This is a genomic window from Shinella sp. NM-101, from assembly GCF_021401195.1.
GTDB lineage: Bacteria > Pseudomonadota > Alphaproteobacteria > Rhizobiales > Rhizobiaceae > Shinella.
Genome location: NZ_JACBFT010000006.1, coordinates 82,942 through 101,337, shown reverse-complemented (window position 1 = coordinate 101,337; position 18,396 = coordinate 82,942). Strand labels below are relative to the sequence as shown.

The window sequence follows — 18,396 nt, the reverse complement described above, 5'->3', positions numbered from 1 at the left end:
TGCGTCAAAAAGGCGCTTGACCTTGACATGATGGGAAGGTGCACGATCTATCCGACTTAGGATGAAAGGTGCACCATGCTCACCGAGACCGACCGGCAGACCATCAAGCTTTCCATTTCCGACATGACCTGCGCGTCCTGCGTGCGGCGGGTGGAGAAGGCCATCGAAAAGGTGCCGGGCGTTGCCGGCGCCGCCGTCAACCTCGCGACGGAAAAGGCGGATGTGACCTTCGCCGGCACGCCCGATGCCGCCGCCGTCGCCGAGGCCGTGCGCAAGGCCGGCTACGGCGTTGCGGAGGAGGTGCTGGAATTCCCCGTCGAGGGCATGACCTGCGCCTCCTGCATCGGCCGCGTCGAGAAGGCGCTGAAGGCCGTTCCCGGCGTGCTGGACGCCACCGCAAACCTTGCGCAGGAACGCGCCCGCGTGCGTTTCCTCAAGGGTGCGACCTCCTTCGAGCAGCTCGCCGCCGCCGTGGAAAAGACCGGCTACAAGGCCATCCGCGAGACGACCGCCGCGCCCGAAGAAGACCGGCGCGCGGCCGAGGCGAAGACCCTGCGGCGCGATCTCATCATCGCCGCCGTGCTCACCGCGCCGCTCTTCGTCATGGGGATGGGCGCGCACGCCTTTCCCTCATTCGGCCATTATATCCATGAAACGCTCGGCATGCAGACGAGCCGGGTGATCCAGTTCGTATTAGCGACGGTGGTGCTTGCCGGGCCGGGCCTGCGCTTCCTGCGCAAGGGCATTCCGAGCCTCCTGCGGCTGGCGCCGGACATGAATTCGCTCGTCGTGATCGGCACGCTCGCCGCCTGGAGCTTTTCCACCGTCGCAACCTTCGCGCCCGGCCTCCTGCCCGGCGGCACGGCCAATGTCTATTTCGAGGCGGCCGCCGTCATCGTGACGCTCATCCTTGCCGGGCGCTATCTGGAGGCGCGCGCCAAGGGGCGCACCGGCGAGGCGATCCGCCATCTCGCCGGCCTGCGCGCAAAATCCGCCCGCGTGCTGCGCGACGGCAAGGCCGAGGACGTGCCGCTGGAGAGCGTCGTGCCCGGCGACATCGTGCTGGTGCGGCCGGGCGAGAAGGTGCCGGTCGACGGCGAGGTGACGGACGGCAGCTCCTATGTCGACGAATCCATGATCACCGGCGAGCCGATGCCGGTCGCGCGCAAGGCTGGCGACATGGTGACGGGCGGCACGGTCAACACGACCGGCTCCCTCACCTTCCGCGCCACCCGCGTCGGCGCCGATACCGTGCTTTCGCAGATCATCCGCATGGTCGAGGACGCGCAGGCGGCGAAACTGCCGATCCAGGCGCTGGTCGACCGCGTGACGCAATGGTTCGTGCCAGCCGTCATCGCCGTCGCGCTCGTGACGTTCGGCCTCTGGCTGGCGCTCGGGCCGAGCCCGGTCCTCGCCCATGCGCTGGTCAACGCCGTCGCCGTGCTGATCATCGCCTGCCCCTGCGCCATGGGCCTTGCGACGCCCACCTCCATCATAACCGGCACCGGCCGGGCGGCCGAGCTCGGCGTGCTCTTCCGCCAGGGCACCGCGCTTCAGACGCTTGAGGGCACCGATATCGTCGCCGTCGACAAGACCGGCACCCTGACGCTCGGCCACCCGACGCTGACGGAGATCGTGCCGGCGGAAGGCTTTGCCCGCGCCGACGTCCTCGGACTGGTCGCCGCCGCCGAGGTGCATTCGGAACACCCGATCGCCAGTGCCATCCAGGAGGCGGCGGTGGCGGAAGGCATCGACCTTCCGGCCGCCGCCGGCTTCCTCACCACATCGGGACAGGGCATTTCCGCCGAGGTCTCCGGCCGAAGGGTGGAGGCCGGCTCGGTCGGCTTCATGCAGGCGCGCGGCCTCGACGTCGCGCCCTTCGCGGGCGATGCCGAACGGCTGGCCGCCGAGGGCGCCTCGCCGCTCTATGCCGCCATCGACGGGAAGCTCGCCGCCCTCTTCGCCGTTACCGACCCGGTGAAGCCGACGACGAAGGAGGCGGTCGCCAGCCTCAAGGCCCTCGGCATCGAAGTCGCCATGATCACCGGCGACAACCGCCGCACCGCCGAGGCCGTTGCGGCAAAGCTCGGCATCGACAGGGTGATGGCGGAGGTGCTGCCCGACGGCAAGGTGGCCGCGGTGCACGCGCTCTCGTCCGACGGCGCGAGGAAGGTCGCCTTCGTCGGCGACGGCATCAACGATGCGCCGGCGCTCGCCGCCGCCGATACCGGCATCGCCATCGGCACCGGCACGGACGTCGCCATCGAGAGCGCCGACGTCGTGCTGATGGCCGGCGACATGCGTGGGGTCGCGACCGGCATCGCCCTGTCGCGGGCAACCATGCGCAACATCCGCCAGAACCTCTTCTGGGCCTTCGGCTACAATGTCGCGCTCATTCCGCTCGCGGCCGGCCTCTTCTACCCGGCCTTCGGCATCCAGCTTTCCCCCGCGCTGGCAGCGGGCGCCATGGCGCTCTCCAGCGTCTTCGTGGTCACCAATGCGCTGCGCCTGAAGCGCTTCCGCCCCAAGGGACAAACGGCATGATGAATATCGGCGAAGCGGCGGAGGCGACGGGCGTCACCGCCAAGATGATCCGGCACTACGAGCAGATCGGCCTTATCCCCGAGGCCGGCCGCACCGGCTCCGGCTACCGCATCTACGGCCCGAAGGACCTCTCGACGCTCTCCTTCATCCGAAGAGCCCGCGACCTCGGCTTCTCCATCGCCCAGATCCGCGACCTCCTCACCCTGTGGCAGGACCGCGCCCGCGCCTCCGCCGACGTCAAGCGCATCGCCAACGAACATATCGACGAGATGAAGGCCAAGATGGCGCTGCTTCAGGAGATGGTGCACACGCTGGAACACCTCTCCGCCCATTGCCATGGCGACGACCGGCCGGACTGTCCGATCCTCGAACAGCTTGCCAGCGGGTCCGGCAAAGAGGGCTGCTGCTAGGTCAGGCCACGGCGGAAAGATGCTCGTGCACGGCAAGCCAGCGGCCGGCGGCATCGCGGGAAAAGACGATGGTCTCGCGCTCGTTGTTCGTCAGCCGCTCGCCGCCCATCGAAAGCTCGGTCTCGACGGCGTGGGTGAAGACAGCGACGTCGCCGAGGAGCTGGACGCGGCGGTCGGTCGAACGGCAGGCATGGATGCGGAAGCCGTCGCGTTCCTCCCACAGCGCCCATTCGGCCTCGTAGGCGGCGCGGCCGTTCAGCGGGCGGTCGAGATTGTAGAAGAGGAAGGTCGCCTGCGGGGCGAAGGCGGAAAAATAGGCGTCGCGGTCGTGCCGGGCGAAGGCGGCGACGAGGGCATCGGCGGCGGAGAGGACGGCGGCTTGCGTATCGGTCATGCTTTTCCCGGGGTCAGACGATCTTGACGGTGCTGATGAGCCTCGCGATGGGCGCATGCTGCGCCTCGACGCGCGCCTTCAGCTCTCCGAGCGGCATGGCGTCCACCTTGCAGAACTCGATGAACATCATGTTGAGATTGTTGAAGAAGACCTCGCCGATGGCCCTAGCATCGACGCCCGCATGCACGACGCCGCGCGCCTGCAACGTCTCGACGAGCCGCACCACCTGGGCGGAAAGCTGGCCGTCGAGATCGGTATAGCGGCGGGAGAGCGGGGTTTCGGGCTGCTGGATGGAGATCGCCATCGCCGCGCGCCACATCTCCTTGGAGAGATAGACGAGCGAATGGTCGTAGTATTGCGCGATCAGCGTGCGCAGCGCCTCGGCGACGTCAAGCGGCGGGTTGGCGACGATGCGCGCCCCGCCCTCCAGCACCTCGGTCACCTCCATCGCGACGGTGGCGACGAGGATGTCGCCCTTGTTCTGGTAGTAGTTGTAGAGCGTGCCGACGGAGACCTCGGCCATCTCGGCGATGGCCTCGATGCGGGCGCTGTCATAGCCCTCGCGGCGGAACAGCGTGGCGGCGGCATCGAGGATGCGGCGCGTCTTGTCCGCCTTCTGTTTCGCCCGCAATCCGGCCATCGGCCCCTCCACTGAATCTCTTCAAAAATGAGATTGACTTAAAAAATGAACTCGTTCAATCTTTTTCTCAAGGCGCCATGACGAGTGCCATCCGAAAGGCCACGCGCCTTCAGCCAGAGGGAAAGACGATGACGAAAACCGTTCCCGGCGGCCTTGCCCGCCGCATGCTTCTTGCCACCGCAGCCACCATTGCCTTTTCGCCCGCCGAGGCGATGGCGCAGGACGAACTGAACGCCCTCGTCTGGTGCGACCACACCGACCCGGCGCTGGTCGAGCCCTTCGAAAAAGCCAACAACGTCAAGGTGAACCTCAAGGAATACGAGGGCACGGGCGCGGCGATCTCGATCATCGAGCAGTCCCGTCCCGGCGACTGGGACGTGCTGGTTATCGACGCCGTCGACGTGCCGCGCGCCATCGACATGGATATCCTCGGCGAGATGCCGGCCGACAAGCTGCCGCTCGGCGACCTCTTCCCTGAAGTGCGCATGGACGAGACGACGACCCGCGACGGCAAGGTCTACGCCGTCACGGAAAAATTCGGCTACAACACGATCTCCTATGACAAGACCAAGGTCGACCCGGCCGACATGGAAGACCTCACGGTCATGTGGTCGGACAAGTACAAGGGCCATATCGCGCTCTATGACTATTACCTCCCGATGGTCGGCCTGACGGGCGTCGCCATCGGCAAGAAGACCGCCGACCTCACGCAGGACGACCTGCCGGCGATCAAGGAGAAGCTCTTCGAGATGAAGAAGGTCTCCCGCCAGGTGAGCGACGTCGTCGCCTCGCAGACGGCGCTGGCGACCGGCGAAGTGGACATCGTCGTCGGTGGCGGCGAGTGGCTGACGGCCGGGCTTTCGGCGGAAAAACCCAATCTCGACTGGACGATCCCCAAGCAGGGCGCGTTGCGCTGGGCGCAGTCGATCGGCGTCTTCAAGAATTCGGAGAAGCAGGATCTGGCGCTGAAATTCGTGCAGTATATCGTCAGCCCCGAGGGGCAGGCGCGGCTTGCGACGTCCTCCTGCTACTGGGCGATGCCGGCGAACGCCAAGGCCGGCGAGCACCTGACCGACCCGCAGAAGACGGCGCTGCGCTGGGACAGGCAGCCGGAATACCTGAAGAATTCGCAGCTCTACCCAGTGGCGGATGCCGACATGGATGCGGCGATGCAGGATATCTGGACGGAGATGCTGCAGCAGTAAGGTTTGTGGGGAAGCGTGGGTCCTCGGGTCAAGCCCGAGGATGACGGTGGGGAGGAGGAGGCTTCCACCCCATCGACGGCGTGTCGTGAGTTGCCGGTCGGCGGCGAATGCTGCCCCTCGCATCGTATGAAGCGTCTTGCGGCACCGAACAGTGGGAAGGATGCATTTCCGCCCCATCGAAAGGCGCGGCATGTGCCGCCGCTGCTTCAGTCCCCGCTCCTCCCCTCTTTCGTCATCCTCGGGCTCGACCCGAGAATCCACGCCCTGAGCGCCACCAACGAGGCCCCAAGACGATGACCGCCACAGCCCTCGAACGCGCGGAGCGCCGCAAGGCATGGGCCTTTGCCCTGCCGGGGCTACTCTGGACCGCCCTCTTCTTCCTCGTGCCCTTCGCCTATATGGCGGCGATCAGCTTCTGGACGCGGCAGGGGCGCGAGATCGTCGCGACCTGGACGCTGGACAACTATGTCGCCTTCTTCACCAAGGCGCATTTCTTCAAGGGGCTGGTGGTCTCGCTGGAGATCACGGCGACCGTCACCGTCATCTCCGTATTGCTCGCCTATCCCCTCGCCTGGATCATCGCCGAGCGGGTGCCGAAGAAATGGCAGCGCTTCGCCCTCGTCATGGCGATCCTGCCCTTCTGGACCTCCTATGTGGTGCGCTCCTATTCCTGGCTGCTGGTGCTGTCCAAGGGCGGCGTCGTCAACCAGGCGCTGCTCTCAATCGGCGTCATCTCCGAGCCGCTGGCGCTCTCTGCCAACCGCACCGGCACCGTCATCGGCTTCGTGCATTTCTTCGTCATGCTGCTGACGCTGACGATCTATGCCAACCTCATCCAGCTCTCGCCGAACTACCGGCGCGCGGCGGCAGATCTCGGGGCGAACGCCTTCCAGACCTTCTGGCATGTCGTGCTGCCGCTGACGCTGCCGGGCATCATGGTCGGCGCGTTCCTGACCTTCGTCCTGTGCATCGGCGACTACATCACCCCGCAGATCCTCGGCGGCAACAACGAGCTGGTGCTGCCGCAGGTCATCATGCTGCAACTCGGCCGGCGGGCGGACTTCCCGATGGCGGCGGCGCTCTCGCTGGTGCTGATGGCGGTGGTGACGCTCGCCTATATCGCCTGCGCGCGCTGGCTGAAGATGGAGAGGACATGACCATGCGGCAGCTTTCCACCGTCCTTGCCGCGCTCTATGCCGGCCTCATCTATCTCTTCATCTTCCTGCCCGTCGTCGTGCTGGTGCTGTTCTCCTTCCAGGACGGCACGCTGCCGGTGCCGCCGCTGAACGGGCTGACGCTGCGCTGGTACGAGGCGGTCTTTTCCGACGGCAAGCTGATGGCAGCGCTCGGCAATTCGCTGCTGGTGGCGGTCGTCTCCTCGGCCGTCGCGTGCCTCCTCGGCTTCCTCGCCGCCTATGCCTTCGCCCGCTACACACTGCCGGCCTCCGCCCTCCTGCGCGGCCTCATCGTCGCGCCGATGACGGTCAGCACGCTGATCATCGGCCTCGGCCTCCTTTCCATGCTGAACGTGACCGGCATGCGGCTTTCGCTCGTGACGGTCGGCATCGGCCATGTGGTGATCAACCTGCCGCTCTGCTTCGCCATCATCTATGCCTCGATGGGCGGGCATCAGGTGAACATCGAACGGGCGGCGCGCGATCTGGGGGCGAAGGACTGGCAGGTCATGCTGCTTGTCACCGCCCCCATGCTGCTGCCCTCGATCCTCGCCGCCTTCTTCCTCTCCGTCACTTTCAGCTGGGACGAGTTCATCGTCGCCTTCCTGCTGTCGCGCTTCGACGTGACGCTGCCGGTCGAGATCTGGAGCATGCTGCGCTCCGGCCTTGACCCCAGGACCAACGCCATCGGCAGCGTCGTCTTCCTCATCTCCGTCGTGTTCCTCATCCTCATGGAACTCACGGTCTTCAGAAAAACCGGGAAATCCTCATGACCGCCGACGTTTCCATCAAGAACGCCACCAAGGACTTCGGCGCGTTCCGGGCGCTGGACGACGTCTCGCTCGATATCGCCGCTGGCGAATTCATCGTGCTGCTCGGTCCATCGGGCTGCGGCAAGACGACCCTCCTCTCCATCCTCGGCGGTTTCATCGAGCCGACCTCGGGCACCATCGCCATCGGCGGGCGCGACATGACGCACGTCTCGCCGGCAAAACGGCCGACCACCACCATGTTCCAGGACTATGCGCTCTTTCCGCATATGTGCCTGCGTGACAATGTCGGCTTCGGCCTGCGCATGCGCGGCATGGTCAAGAAGGAGCGCTACGAGAAGGCCTTCTCCTATCTCGATCTCGTCGGCCTCAGGGCCTCCTCCGCCAAGAAGCCACATGAACTTTCGGGCGGCCAGCGCCAGCGCGTGGCCCTCGCCCGGGCGCTCGCGGTCGACCCCGACGTGCTGCTGCTCGACGAGCCGCTCGGCGCGCTGGACCTGAAGCTGCGCCGGCAAATGCAGGACGAATTGAAAGCGATCCAGAAGCGCGTCGGCACGACCTTCGTCCATGTCACCCACGACCAGGAGGAGGCGATGGCGATCGCCGACCGCATCGTCGTGATGAACAAGGGCCGGATCGAGGATATCGGCACGCCGGCCTCGATCTACATGCGGCCGCGCTCGCTGTTTTCGGCAGGCTTCATGGGCGAGGCCAATTTCCTGCCTGCGACGGTGCAACGCGTCGCCCCCGACGAGGCGGAGGTGGAGACCACGCTCGGCCGCGCCGTCCTTCCCGCCGCCGCCTTCGTCTCCGGTTCGCCGGTCGCCGGAGGCGCCGTCACGCTCTGCATCCGCCCGGAGCATTTCCGCTCCGCCAGCGCCGATTTGCCCACCGTCTCGCTCGGCCGGGGACGCATCACCGGCAGCGCCTTCTTCGGCACCCATCACCGTTGCCATATCGAGGCGAACGGAACGGTGCTCACCGCCCATCTGCCGCAGACCGAGACGCCGGACGTCGGCGCCGAGCTTGACCTTCGGCTGAAGGCGGATAGCATCGTGGTGCTTCAGGACGGAGCGGGAGTTTAGGGTCAATGCAGCGCATCCGCCCGGAGGATTGGTACAGCGTTCGTCGCCTCGACGACGACGTGACCGCTATTTCCGAGCCCTATATCCAGGAATTTTACCGCTGCAATATCTGGCACATCCGCGGGCGCGACCGAGACATGCTGGTCGATAGCGGCATGGGCGTCGTCTCGCTGCGTGAATGGGTGCCGCTCGTCACGGAGCGCGACTTGATCGCGGTGGCGAGCCACACGCATTTCGACCATATCGGCTGCCACCACGAATTCGAGTGCCGTGCGGTGCATTCCGCCGAGGCCGATCTTCTCTCCAACCCGACGCGGCAGAACACGCTGGCCGATCCTTACGTCACCGACGAGATATTCGACGCGCTGCCGCCCGAGCCCTATTGCTCGAAATGCTACGCGGTGAAGAAGGCCCCGGCGACGCGCATCCTCGAAGACAGCGACGTCATCGACCTCGGCGACCGGCAGTTCGAGGTCGTCCACACGCCGGGCCACTCCCCGGGGGGTATTGCGCTCTACGAGAAGGCGACCGAAATTCTCTTCTCGGGCGACATCGTCTACGATGGCCCGCTGATCGAGGACACCTATCATTCCGACCTGACACATTATATTGCCTCGATGGAACGGCTCCTGACCCTGCCCGTGCGGCTGGTGCATGGCGGCCATTTTCCAAGCTTCGGCGGGGAACGCTATCGCCAGCTCATCAGGGGCTGGCTCGACGAAAAACAGAAGTGACGGGAGAAAAGCATGCTCGACAAGCGCAAGTTCTACATCGACGGCCAGTGGGTCGATCCGTTGAAGGCCAACGACCTCCAGGTGATCAATCCGGCCACGGAAAAGCCGATCGCGGTCATCTCCATGGGCACCGCCGCCGATATCGACCGCGCCGTCGCCGCCGCCAGGAAGGCGTTTGCGACCTATAGCCAGACCAGCGTGGAGGAGCGCCTCGCCCTCCTCGAAAAGCTGCTGGCGATCTACAAGCGCCGCTATGACGAGATGGCCCGCACCATCACGCAGGAACTCGGCGCGCCGATCTCCATGAGCACCGAGCAGCAGGCGGATGTCGGCGTCGGCCACCTGCAGGGCTTCATCGACGCGCTGAAGCGCCTCAAGAGCCGCGAAGTGCTGCCGAACGGCGACGTCGTGCGCCGCGAGCCCATCGGCGTCTGCGGCCTCATCACGCCTTGGAACTGGCCGATCAACCAGATCGCGCTGAAAGTCGTGCCGGCGCTGGCGACGGGCTCGACCTGCGTGCTCAAGCCCTCCGAATTCACCCCGCTCAACGCCATGCTCTATGCCGAGATGGTGGACGAGGCCGGCTTCCCGGCGGGCACCTTCAACCTCGTCAACGGCGACGGCATCGAATGCGGCGCGGCGCTCTCCCGGCACAAGGACGTCGACATGATGTCGTTTACCGGCTCCACCCGCGCCGGCATCGCCGTCAGCAAGGATGCGGCCGACACGGTCAAGCGCGTGACGCTGGAGCTCGGCGGCAAGTCGCCGAACATCGTCTTCGCCGATGCGGACCTGGAAGACCGCGTCGCCGGCAGCGTCGCCGAATGCTTCAACAATTCCGGCCAGTCCTGCGACGCGCCGACCCGCATGCTGGTCGAGCGCTCCGTCTACGACAAGGTGGTCGAGATCGCCGAGCGCACCGGCAAGGAAGCCAAGGTCGGCAACCCGGAGGAGGAAGGCGGCCATATCGGCCCGCTCGTCTCGCACATCCAGTTCGGCCGCGTGCAGGCGCTGATCGAGGCGGGCGTTGCCGAAGGCGCACGGCTTCTCGTCGGCGGCCCGGGCAAGCCCGATGGTTTCGAGACCGGCTATTTCGTCAAGCCGACGATCTTCGCCGACGTCAACAACGACATGCGCATCGCCCGCGAGGAAGTGTTCGGCCCGGTCCTCTCGATCATCCCCTTCGACACCGAGGAGGAAGCGATCGCGATCGCCAACGACACCGCCTACGGCCTTGCCGCCTATGTGCAGACCGGCAATCCCGACCGCGCCGAGCGCGTCGCCGCCCGCCTTCGCGCCGGCATGGTGCATATCAACGGCGGCCCGCACCGCTACGGCAGCCCCTTCGGCGGCTTCAAGCAGTCCGGCAACGGCCGCGAGGGCGGCCTTTTCGGCCTTGAGGATTTCCTCGAAGTGAAGACCGTGCACCGGCCCGACGCGGCCTGAGCTGGGGTTGACGGTGGCGCTCGAAAGGGCGCTGTGGCCATCCGATGCCTTCTCTTTCGTCATGCTCGGGCCTGTCCCGAGCATCTGCGGCGTCTCGGTTCACGATGCGTCGGCAGATCCTCGGCTCAAGGCCGAGGATGACGGAGAGTGCGGGGACCGTCTTCAGCAAATCCCGCCCGATGGAAAGATTCCGCCTAAATCGGCGTCCTCCATCTGGTTCAAACCGGCAGGGTCTGATAGCTCGCTGGCACGCCCCCATTCGGACTGATGCCGTGTCCCCAATTGCCGCCTCCCGTCATGCCCGCCTTGCCCTCATCGCCCTTCTGGCGGGAGGCGTCGCCATCGGCGGATCGCCGATCTTCGTGCGTCTTTCCGAGGTGGGCCCGATGGCCACGGCCTTCTGGCGCGTCTCGCTCGCGCTGCTGCCCTTCTTCCTGATGTCGCGGATGGCACGGCAGGGCGACGAGACGCCGGCCGGCCTGCGCGACCATCTCCTGCTGCTGCTGCCGGGCGTGTTCCTGGCGCTCGACCTTGCCGCCTGGCACCTGTCGCTGCACATGACCTCCGTCGCCAATGCGACGCTGCTCGCCAACCTCGCGCCCGTCTTCGTCACACTCGGCTCCTGGCTGGTCTTCCGCACGCGCATCACCCCGATCTTCCTCAGCGGGCTCGCGCTGGCGCTTGCCGGCGTCATCGTCCTGAAGGGCGGGCCGACGGCCATAAGCGGCGGGCAGCTCGCGGGCGACGCCACGGCGATCGTCGCAGCCTTCTTCTATGCCTGCTACATGCTCTCGCTCGGGCATGTGCGCGCACGCTTCTCCACGCTGCGCATCATGGTCTGGACGACCCTCTCGGCTGCCGTCTGCATGCTGCCCGCCGCCTTCTTCCTGGAAGGCAGCATGCTGCCGGCAACGCTTTTCGGCTGGTCCATGCTCTTCGGCCTCGCCTTCATCAGCCATGTCGGCGGACAGGGCCTCGTGACCTATGCGCTCGCCTACCTGCCGACGGCCTTCTCCTCGCTGACGCTGCTGCTCCAGCCGGTCGTCGCCGCCATCCTCGCTTGGGTCCTGCTCGCCGAGCCGGTCGGCATGACCCAGGCTGTCGGCGGTGCGATCGTCCTGCTCGGCATCCTCGTCGCCCGCAGGGGATAACGCCCCTCAATGGTTGTGGCGGGGCGGCGTTCGCGCGATCCCGCGGAAATCGGCGGCCCCCTCGATGACCGCGCCGTCCGAAAGCTGGGTGACGGTCCGGCGGTAGATCCGCTGCCACGGCGTCGCATCCGCGGGCACCGGCGGAATGCCGTCCGCCTTGCGCCGCTCGATCTCCGCGTCCTCCACCAGCATGTCGCAGCGGCCCCCTTCGAGGTCGATGCGGATCACGTCGCCGGTCCGGAGCCAGGCGAGACCGCCTCCGGCGGCGCTTTCCGGCGAGGCGTTGAGGATCGAGGGGCTGTCGGCCGTGCCGGACTGCCGCCCGTCGCCGATGGTCGGCAGGCTGGTGATGCCGCGCTTGAGAAGGTGGTCCGGCGGCTGCATGTTGACGACCTCCGCCGAGCCCGGCCAGCCGAGCGGCCCCGCGCCACGGATGACGAGGATGGTGCGCTCGTTGATGCCGAGCGCGGGATCGTTGATGCGCCGGTGATAATCCTCCGAACCGTCGAAGACGACCGCCCTCCCCTCGAACACGCCTTCGTGGCCGGGCGTTCCGAGATAGCGCCGGCGGAACTCTTCCGAGATCACCGAGGTCTTCATGATCGCGAAGTCGAAGAGGTTGCCCCTGAGCACGAGGAAGCCCGCCCGCTCCTTCAGCGGTGCGTCATAGGGGCGGATGACCTCGCGGTCGACCGCCCCGCGGCCATCGAGGTTCTCCGCGACGGTGCGGCCCGTGACGGTGGGACAGGACCCGTCGAGCTTTCCGGCATCGAGCAGCTCGCGCATGATCGCCGGCACGCCGCCGGCCCTGTGGAAGCGCTCGCCGAGGAAGCGGCCGGCGGGCTGCACGTCGGCGAGCAACGGAATGTCGTAGCCGTGCACCTGCCAGTCCTCGGGCTTCAGCTCCACGCCGGCATGCCGCGCCATCGCCATCAGGTGCGGCTGCGCATTGGTGGACCCGCCGATGGCCGAGTTGACGCGGACGGCATTGAGGAAGGCCTCCCGCGTCAGGATATGCGAGGGGCGGACATCCTGCAGGACGAGCTCCACCGCGCGCCGGCCGGTGCGGTAGGCCATCTGGCCGCGCTCGCGATAGGCCGCCGGAATGGCGGCGCAACCCGTCAGCGACATGCCGAGCGCCTCGGCCAGGGCATTCATGGTCGAGGCCGTGCCCATCGTGTTGCAATGGCCGATGGAGGGCGCGGAATCCATCGCGGCCTCAAGGAACTCCTCCTCGTCGATGGCGCCCGCCGCCAGCTTGCGGCGCGAGCGCCAGATGACCGTGCCGGAGCCGGCCAGCTCGCCTTCGTGCCAGCCGTCGAGCATCGGCCCGCCGGACAGCACGATGGCGGGAATGTCGACCGTCGAGGCGGCCATCAGTGCGGACGGCGTGGTCTTGTCGCAGCCCGTCGTGAGCACGACGCCGTCGAGCGGATAGCCGTAGAGGATCTCGACGAGGCCGAGATAGGCAAGGTTCCGGTCGAGCGCGGCGGTCGGCCGCTTGCAGTTCTCGAAGATCGGATGGGTGGGGAATTCGATGGGAATGCCGCCCGCATCGCGGATGCCGTCACGCACGCGCCTTGCCAGGTCGATGTGATGGCGATTGCAGGGGGTGAGGTCGCTGCCGCTCTGCGCGATGCCGATCACCGGCTTTCCCGAGCGCAATTCCTCCGGCGTGATGCCGTAGTTCATGAAGCGCTCGAGATAGATCGCCGCCATGTCGACATGGTCGCGGTTGTCGAACCAGTCCTGCGAGCGCAGCCGGCGTTTGCCTGTCATGTCTTCCGTCATCGAATGAGCCTCGTGCAGATGTCCGGCGCAGTCTTCCACCGCAGCTCGGCCGGATCAACCGCGGGATTGCCCGGCGCGCCGCTTATGCAGCCATCAAAAATGCTGACTGGATCGGCTCGCCGGAATGTGTCACAGCCCTCCGGTCCAAAGACCCGGGTTTTCGCCATGACCGACATCGCCGCCTCCTCGCCTGCCGCGGGCTCCGCCCGTCTCGGCGTGCTCCTGATGCTGCTCGGCATGGTGATGTTCTCGCTGAACGACGTGCTCGGCAAATGGCTGGTGGCGACCTACTCCGTCGGCCAGCTCATGCTGATCCGCAGCCTAGCCGCGCTCGTCGTGCTCTCCCCCTTCTTCTGGCGGGTCGGCTGGCGGCGGCTGGTCGACGTCGACCGGCCGAGGCTGCATCTGCTTCGTGCGGCGCTGTTTGCCGTGGAGGCCTGCGGTTTCTACTTCGCCGTCGCCTACATGCCGCTTGCCGATGCCATGACCTACTGGCTCGCCGCCCCCATCTACGTTGCCGCGCTCTCGCCGCTGATGCTCGGCGAGAAAGTCGGCTGGCGACGCTGGACGGCCATCGTCATCGGCTTCGTCGGCGTCATCATCGCGCTCTCGCCCTCGAAGGACACGTTCACGCTGCCGGCGCTGATCGCGCTTGCCGGCAGCCTGGCCTTCGGCCTTGCCATGGTGCTCGGCCGGTCGCTGCGCGCGGCGCCCGACACGACGCTCGTCTTCTGGCAGATCGCCGGCGCGGCCGTCGTCGCCGGCATCTGGTGTCTTGCAGACCCCGCCGGCTGGGCGCCGCTCCGCCCCCTCGACTTCGGCCTGCTCAGCCTTCTCGGCATCGTCGCCATGGGCGCGCACATGCTGGTGAACCGCTCGCTGAAGCTGGCGGATGCGGCGACCGTCGTGCCGCTGCAATATACGATGCTGCTCTGGGCGGTGGTGTTCGGCTGGTTCTTCTTCGGCGACGTGCCGCGCTCGGCCATGCTGGTCGGCGCCGGCTTCATCGTCGCCTCCGGCCTCTTCATCTTCTTCCGCGAGCAGCAGTTGAAGCGGCGCGTACCGCCTGTCTGAAACGGCCGTGCCGCTGCAGGCCCTCGATCTTTAGCCATCGGGATCGGTGGTCGACACGGCGAAATGCCCGTAGAGGGCGGCGCGTCAAGATCAGAACGTCGGGGGCGTGTTGATCCAGATCAGGATCGTCTCCCCGTCGTGGCGGTTGCGCCAGGCATGGCGGCGGCAGCTTTCGAAATAGAGGCTGTCGCCGGGACCGAGATCATGGAACTCGTGGCCGTCGAGCACGATTTCCACCTGGCCGGAAAGCACATGCACGAATTCCTCGCCGTCATGCATGTAGGCGCCGTCGCTGGAGGCGCCGGGAGCGAGCACGAAACGGTGGCAGTCCATCATGTTGCGCCCGTCCGCCAGCACCTGCACGGTGACGCCGGGCGATGTCTCGGGCCAGAATTTCCATTCCCCCGCCCGGACGACGGCGCGGTTGTCCTCTTCCTCCTCGCCGGAAAGCTTGGAGACGGTCGTGCCGTAATAGTCGGCGAGATCGTGCAGCACGCGGAAGGTCACGCCCTGCGAGGTGCGCTCGAAGGTGGAGAGCACCGAGGTCGCGATGCCGATGTCGCCGGCGACCTGCTCCAGCGTCCTGCCTGCGGCGTGGCGCAGGCTGCGCAGCTTGCGGCCGATGCCCTGCGGCGCATCGCCCTCGGATGCATTACCGTCGGCGGGAGGCTCTTCGGCTTCCAGCGCCTCGCGGATAGCGGCCGGGTTGAGGCCCCGCTCCGTGCGATACCAGGCGATGCGCTTCAATCGCGCCACGTCGTCGGCGCTGTACTGGCGATGCCCCGTCTCCGAGCGGCCGGGCACGACGAGACCCTGCGCCTCCCAGAGCCTCAGCGTGGAGGCCGAAACGCCGGCAAGCCGCGCGGCCTCCGCCACCTTGTAATGCACCGGGTAATGCACCGGCTCGCCCGAACCCATCGCGCCAAATCCCTGATTCTGTATTATCCTTCGTATAGCATTTCCGGACGCGCCGGCCGGGTGGAAAATCCGTCGCATTGCACGCGTAAAATGCCGTTGCATTCTTGCAGAAAAAATGTAGGAATTCCACACAAGTCTTGCAGAAAAAATGTAAGTTAATGCAAGCCGACGAAACGAAGCCTCCAGATCCAGGAACAGCGCCATGACCGCCACGCCTCTGACAGACCGCAAGAACGCCGCCATTTCCCGCGGCGTCGGCATGACCACGCAGATCTACGCCGACCGTGCGGAGAATGCGGAAATCTGGGACAAGGAAGGCAACCGCTACATCGATTTTGCCGCCGGCATCGCCGTGGTCAACACCGGCCACCGCCATCCGCGTGTCATCGAGGCCGTCAAGAAGCAGCTCGACCGCTTCACGCATACCTGCCATCAGGTCGTTCCTTACGAGAACTATGTCGAGCTTGCCGAGCGCCTCAACGCCATCACCCCCGGCAACTTCGCCAAGAAGACGATCTTCGTCACGACCGGCGCGGAAGCCGTCGAGAACGCGGTGAAGATCGCCCGCGCCGCCACCGGCCGCCAGGCCGTCATCGCCTTTTCGGGCGGCTTCCACGGCCGTACCTTCATGGGCATGGCGCTGACCGGCAAGGTGGTGCCCTACAAGGTCGGCTTCGGCGCCATGCCGGGCGACGTCTTCCACGCGCCCTTCCCGATCGAGGCCCATGGCACGACGGTCGAGCAGTCGCTGAACGTGCTCAAGAAGCTCTTCGCCGCCGATGTCGACCCGAACCGCGTCGCCGCGATCATCGTCGAGCCGGTGCAGGGCGAAGGCGGCTTCTACCCGGTCCCGGTCGCCTTCATGAAGGCGCTGCGCGAGATCTGCGACCAGCACGGCATCCTTCTCATCGCCGACGAGGTGCAGACCGGCTTTGCCCGCACCGGCAAGATGTTCGCCATGGAGCACTACGGCATCGCGGCCGACCTGATGACCATGGCCAAGGGTCTCGGCGGTGGCTTCCCGATCGCGGCCGTCACCGGCCGCGCCGAGATCATGGACGCGCCCGGCCCCGGCGGCCTCGGCGGCACCTATGCCGGCAGCCCGATCGGCGTTGCGGCGGCCCATGCCGTACTCGACGTCATCAAGGACGAGGACCTGTGCAACCGCGCCGAGAACCTCGGTGCGCGCCTCAAGCAGCGCCTCGCCTCGCTGCAGGACAAGGTTCCCGAGATCGTCGACATCCGCGGCCCGGGCTTCATGAACGCCGTCGAGTTCAACGACGTCGCCACGAAGCAGCCGAGCGCCGACTTCGCCAACAAGGTGCGCCTGAAAGCTCTCGACAAGGGCCTGATCCTGCTCACCTGCGGCGTGCACGGCAACGTCATCCGCTTCCTCGCGCCGATCACCATCCAGGACGAGGTCTTCGCCGAAGCGCTCGACATCCTCGAAGCCTCCATGGTCGAGGCCCGCAGCGCCTGATCGGCGCCGCAAGCGAACGAACCACATCCTCCCAAGGCGACACCCGGGGCATGGCTCCGGGTGAACGGCCTTTCCTGTCCGAAAGGAATGCAATCATGGCCTTCCACGATGCTCTCACGAAGCACCTGAAGTCGACCGATTTCCTGCGCGATGCAGGCTATGTCAACGGCAACTGGATCGGCGGCAACGGCGCCGCGACCTTCGACGTCTTCAATCCCGCGACCGGCGAAAAGCTGGCGACGCTGCCCGAGATGGGCGCGAGCGAGACCGCCGCCGCCATCGACGCCGCCCACAAGGCGCAAGGCGCATGGGCCGCCCGCCCCGCCAAGGACCGCAGCATCCTGCTGCGCAAGTGGAACGACCTGATCGTCGCCAATGCCGACGAGCTGGCCGCCATCCTCACCGCCGAAATGGGTAAGCCCCTGCCGGAAGCGCGCGGCGAAATCCTCTACGCCGCCTCCTATGTCGAATGGTACGCGGAAGAGGCCAAGCGCATCAACGGCGAGACGATCCCCGCCCCTTCGGTGGACAAGCGCATGCTCGTCATCAGGCAGCCGGTCGGCGTCGTCGGCACGATCACGCCGTGGAATTTCCCGGCCGCGATGATCGCCCGCAAGGTCGCCCCGGCGCTCGCCGTCGGCTGCACGGTCGTCTCCAAGCCGGCCGAGCAGACGCCGCTCTCGGCCATCGCCCTTGCCGTGCTGGCGGAAAAGGCCGGCATTCCCGCCGGCGTCTTCAACGTCATCCTCGGGACCGACGGCCCGGCCATCGGCAAGGAGCTGTGCTTCAATCCGAAGGTGCGGAAGATCTCCTTCACCGGCTCGACGGAAGTCGGCCGCATCCTGATGCGCCAGTGCTCCGACCAGATCAAGAAGGTCAGCCTGGAGCTCGGCGGCAACGCGCCCTTCATCGTCTTCGACGACGCCAATCTCGACGCCGCCGTCGAGGGTGCCATGGCCTCGAAATACCGCAATGCCGGCCAGACCTGCGTGTGCGCCAATCGTCTCTACGTGCAGTCGGGGGTCTATGACGCCTTCGCCGAGAAGCTTGCGAAGAAGGTCGCCGAGCTCTCCGTCGGCAACGGCTTCGACAAGGGCACGACCATCGGCCCGCTGATCGAGGAGGCCGCCATCGCCAAGGTCGAGGCCCATATCGCCGACGCCGTCTCCAAGGGCGCGACGGTCCTTGCCGGCGGCAAGCGCATCGAGGGCAACGGCACCTTCTTCCAGCCGACGGTGCTGAAGGGCGTCGCGCGCGGCATGACAGTGGCGAGGGAAGAGACCTTCGGCCCCGTCGCCCCGCTCTTCCGCTTCGACACGGTCGAGGACGTGATCGAACAAGCCAACGACACCGAATTCGGCCTCGCAGCCTATTTCTTCGCCGGCGACCTCAAGAAGGTCTGGAAGGTGGCCGAAGCGCTCGAATACGGCATGGTCGGCGTCAATACCGGCCTCATCTCCTCCGAAGCCGCCCCCTTCGGCGGCATCAAGCAGTCCGGCCTCGGCCGCGAAGGCTCCGCCCACGGCGCGGACGACTATCTGGAGCTGAAATATATCTGCATGGGCGATGTGGCCTGACG

16 protein-coding genes are annotated in these 18,396 nt (G+C 66.5%); 12 read left to right on the top strand and 4 right to left on the bottom strand.

The features are described 5' to 3' along the window. Positions 1 to 75: 75 nt before the first annotated feature. Both L0976_RS13500 and cueR read left to right on the top strand, forming a co-directional pair. A complete protein-coding gene (locus L0976_RS13500) occupies positions 76 to 2,544 on the top strand; it encodes a heavy metal translocating P-type ATPase (RefSeq protein WP_234187861.1) in 2,469 nt (822 codons plus the stop codon). Further along, the gene (cueR, locus tag L0976_RS13495) at positions 2,544 to 2,954 is read left to right on the top strand and encodes a Cu(I)-responsive transcriptional regulator (protein ID WP_234188020.1); all 411 of its coding nucleotides are present in this window, start codon (positions 2,544 to 2,546) and stop codon (positions 2,952 to 2,954) included. The genes L0976_RS13500 and cueR overlap by 1 nt, the downstream gene beginning before the upstream one ends. A gap of 1 nt (position 2,955) precedes the next feature. Here the strand turns inward: cueR and L0976_RS13490 are convergent, their stop codons facing one another. Further along, positions 2,956 to 3,348 (bottom strand): nuclear transport factor 2 family protein, encoded by a 393-nt coding sequence (locus L0976_RS13490; protein WP_234187859.1) that lies wholly within the window; start codon positions 3,346 to 3,348, stop codon positions 2,956 to 2,958. 13 nt (positions 3,349 to 3,361) lie between these two features. Next, the gene (locus tag L0976_RS13485) at positions 3,362 to 3,988 is read right to left on the bottom strand and encodes a TetR/AcrR family transcriptional regulator (RefSeq protein WP_234187857.1); all 627 of its coding nucleotides are present in this window, start codon (positions 3,986 to 3,988) and stop codon (positions 3,362 to 3,364) included. 128 nt (positions 3,989 to 4,116) lie between these two features. On the opposite strand from L0976_RS13485, the gene L0976_RS13480 reads away from it, so the two are divergent. The 7 genes from L0976_RS13480 to L0976_RS13445 all read left to right on the top strand — a co-directional run bounded on the left by L0976_RS13480 (position 4,117) and on the right by L0976_RS13445 (position 11,554). After that, positions 4,117 to 5,193: a spermidine/putrescine ABC transporter substrate-binding protein gene (locus tag L0976_RS13480; protein WP_234187854.1), complete on the top strand. Its 1,077-nt coding sequence runs from the start codon at positions 4,117 to 4,119 to the stop codon at positions 5,191 to 5,193. Positions 5,194 to 5,486: 293 nt separating this feature from the next. Next, positions 5,487 to 6,350, top strand: a complete 864-nt coding sequence (locus L0976_RS13475) for an ABC transporter permease (protein WP_234187852.1) — start codon at positions 5,487 to 5,489, stop codon at positions 6,348 to 6,350. Beyond that, a complete protein-coding gene (locus tag L0976_RS13470; RefSeq protein ID WP_234187850.1) occupies positions 6,347 to 7,141 on the top strand; it encodes an ABC transporter permease in 795 nt (264 codons plus the stop codon). Before L0976_RS13475 ends, L0976_RS13470 begins: the two co-directional genes overlap by 4 nt. Continuing rightward, the gene (locus tag L0976_RS28785; RefSeq protein WP_370643658.1) at positions 7,138 to 8,223 is read left to right on the top strand and encodes an ABC transporter ATP-binding protein; all 1,086 of its coding nucleotides are present in this window, start codon (positions 7,138 to 7,140) and stop codon (positions 8,221 to 8,223) included. The genes L0976_RS13470 and L0976_RS28785 overlap by 4 nt, the downstream gene beginning before the upstream one ends. A gap of 5 nt (positions 8,224 to 8,228) precedes the next feature. Then, entirely contained in the window at positions 8,229 to 8,957 is a 729-nt protein-coding gene (locus L0976_RS13455) for an MBL fold metallo-hydrolase (protein ID WP_234187848.1), read from the top strand. A 12-nt stretch (positions 8,958 to 8,969) separates the two neighbouring features. Further along, the gene (locus L0976_RS13450; RefSeq protein ID WP_234187847.1) at positions 8,970 to 10,403 is read left to right on the top strand and encodes an aldehyde dehydrogenase family protein; all 1,434 of its coding nucleotides are present in this window, start codon (positions 8,970 to 8,972) and stop codon (positions 10,401 to 10,403) included. 272 nt (positions 10,404 to 10,675) lie between these two features. Then, on the top strand, positions 10,676 to 11,554 hold the full coding sequence (locus L0976_RS13445) for a DMT family transporter (protein ID WP_234187845.1): 879 nt from the start codon (positions 10,676 to 10,678) through the stop codon (positions 11,552 to 11,554). 6 nt (positions 11,555 to 11,560) lie between these two features. On the opposite strand, the gene L0976_RS13440 is transcribed toward L0976_RS13445, so the two are convergent. Next, complete coding sequence (locus tag L0976_RS13440; protein ID WP_370643657.1) at positions 11,561 to 13,333, bottom strand: IlvD/Edd family dehydratase; 1,773 nt, start codon at positions 13,331 to 13,333, stop codon at positions 11,561 to 11,563. 177 nt (positions 13,334 to 13,510) lie between these two features. Between L0976_RS13440 and L0976_RS13435 the strand changes: the two genes are divergently transcribed. Beyond that, positions 13,511 to 14,419 (top strand): DMT family transporter, encoded by a 909-nt coding sequence (locus L0976_RS13435; protein WP_234187841.1) that lies wholly within the window; start codon positions 13,511 to 13,513, stop codon positions 14,417 to 14,419. 90 nt (positions 14,420 to 14,509) lie between these two features. Here the strand turns inward: L0976_RS13435 and L0976_RS13430 are convergent, their stop codons facing one another. After that, a complete protein-coding gene (locus L0976_RS13430; RefSeq protein WP_234187839.1) occupies positions 14,510 to 15,337 on the bottom strand; it encodes a MerR family transcriptional regulator in 828 nt (275 codons plus the stop codon). Between the two features lie 202 nt (positions 15,338 to 15,539). Here L0976_RS13430 and L0976_RS13425 point away from each other — a divergent pair, with 202 nt between their 5' ends. Further along, positions 15,540 to 16,817, top strand: coding sequence for a 4-aminobutyrate--2-oxoglutarate transaminase (locus L0976_RS13425; protein WP_203315810.1), 1,278 nt, complete (start codon positions 15,540 to 15,542; stop codon positions 16,815 to 16,817). Positions 16,818 to 16,912: 95 nt separating this feature from the next. Next, positions 16,913 to 18,394, top strand: a complete 1,482-nt coding sequence (locus L0976_RS13420) for an NAD-dependent succinate-semialdehyde dehydrogenase (RefSeq protein WP_234187837.1) — start codon at positions 16,913 to 16,915, stop codon at positions 18,392 to 18,394. The last annotated feature ends 2 nt before the right edge of the window (positions 18,395 to 18,396 follow it).

Excerpts from the sequence above, each read along its gene's own strand:
- L0976_RS13425 (WP_203315810.1), top strand. The coding sequence starts at position 15,540 with ATGACCGCCACGCCTCTGACAGACCGCAAGAACGCCGCCATTTCCCGC.
- L0976_RS13450 (WP_234187847.1), top strand. The coding sequence starts at position 8,970 with ATGCTCGACAAGCGCAAGTTCTACATCGACGGCCAGTGGGTCGATCCG.
- L0976_RS13420 (WP_234187837.1), top strand. The coding sequence starts at position 16,913 with ATGGCCTTCCACGATGCTCTCACGAAGCACCTGAAGTCGACCGATTTC.
- L0976_RS13435 (WP_234187841.1), top strand. The coding sequence starts at position 13,511 with ATGACCGACATCGCCGCCTCCTCGCCTGCCGCGGGCTCCGCCCGTCTC.
- L0976_RS13455 (WP_234187848.1), top strand. The coding sequence starts at position 8,229 with ATGCAGCGCATCCGCCCGGAGGATTGGTACAGCGTTCGTCGCCTCGAC.
- L0976_RS13485 (WP_234187857.1), bottom strand. The coding sequence starts at position 3,988 with ATGGCCGGATTGCGGGCGAAACAGAAGGCGGACAAGACGCGCCGCATC.
- L0976_RS13480 (WP_234187854.1), top strand. The coding sequence starts at position 4,117 with ATGACGAAAACCGTTCCCGGCGGCCTTGCCCGCCGCATGCTTCTTGCC.
- L0976_RS13475 (WP_234187852.1), top strand. The coding sequence starts at position 5,487 with ATGACCGCCACAGCCCTCGAACGCGCGGAGCGCCGCAAGGCATGGGCC.
- L0976_RS13500 (WP_234187861.1), top strand. The coding sequence starts at position 76 with ATGCTCACCGAGACCGACCGGCAGACCATCAAGCTTTCCATTTCCGAC.
- L0976_RS13470 (WP_234187850.1), top strand. The coding sequence starts at position 6,347 with ATGACCATGCGGCAGCTTTCCACCGTCCTTGCCGCGCTCTATGCCGGC.
- L0976_RS13430 (WP_234187839.1), bottom strand. The coding sequence starts at position 15,337 with ATGGGTTCGGGCGAGCCGGTGCATTACCCGGTGCATTACAAGGTGGCG.
- L0976_RS13490 (WP_234187859.1), bottom strand. The coding sequence starts at position 3,348 with ATGACCGATACGCAAGCCGCCGTCCTCTCCGCCGCCGATGCCCTCGTC.
- cueR (WP_234188020.1), top strand. The coding sequence starts at position 2,544 with ATGAATATCGGCGAAGCGGCGGAGGCGACGGGCGTCACCGCCAAGATG.
- L0976_RS28785 (WP_370643658.1), top strand. The coding sequence starts at position 7,138 with ATGACCGCCGACGTTTCCATCAAGAACGCCACCAAGGACTTCGGCGCG.
- L0976_RS13440 (WP_370643657.1), bottom strand. The coding sequence starts at position 13,333 with ATGACAGGCAAACGCCGGCTGCGCTCGCAGGACTGGTTCGACAACCGC.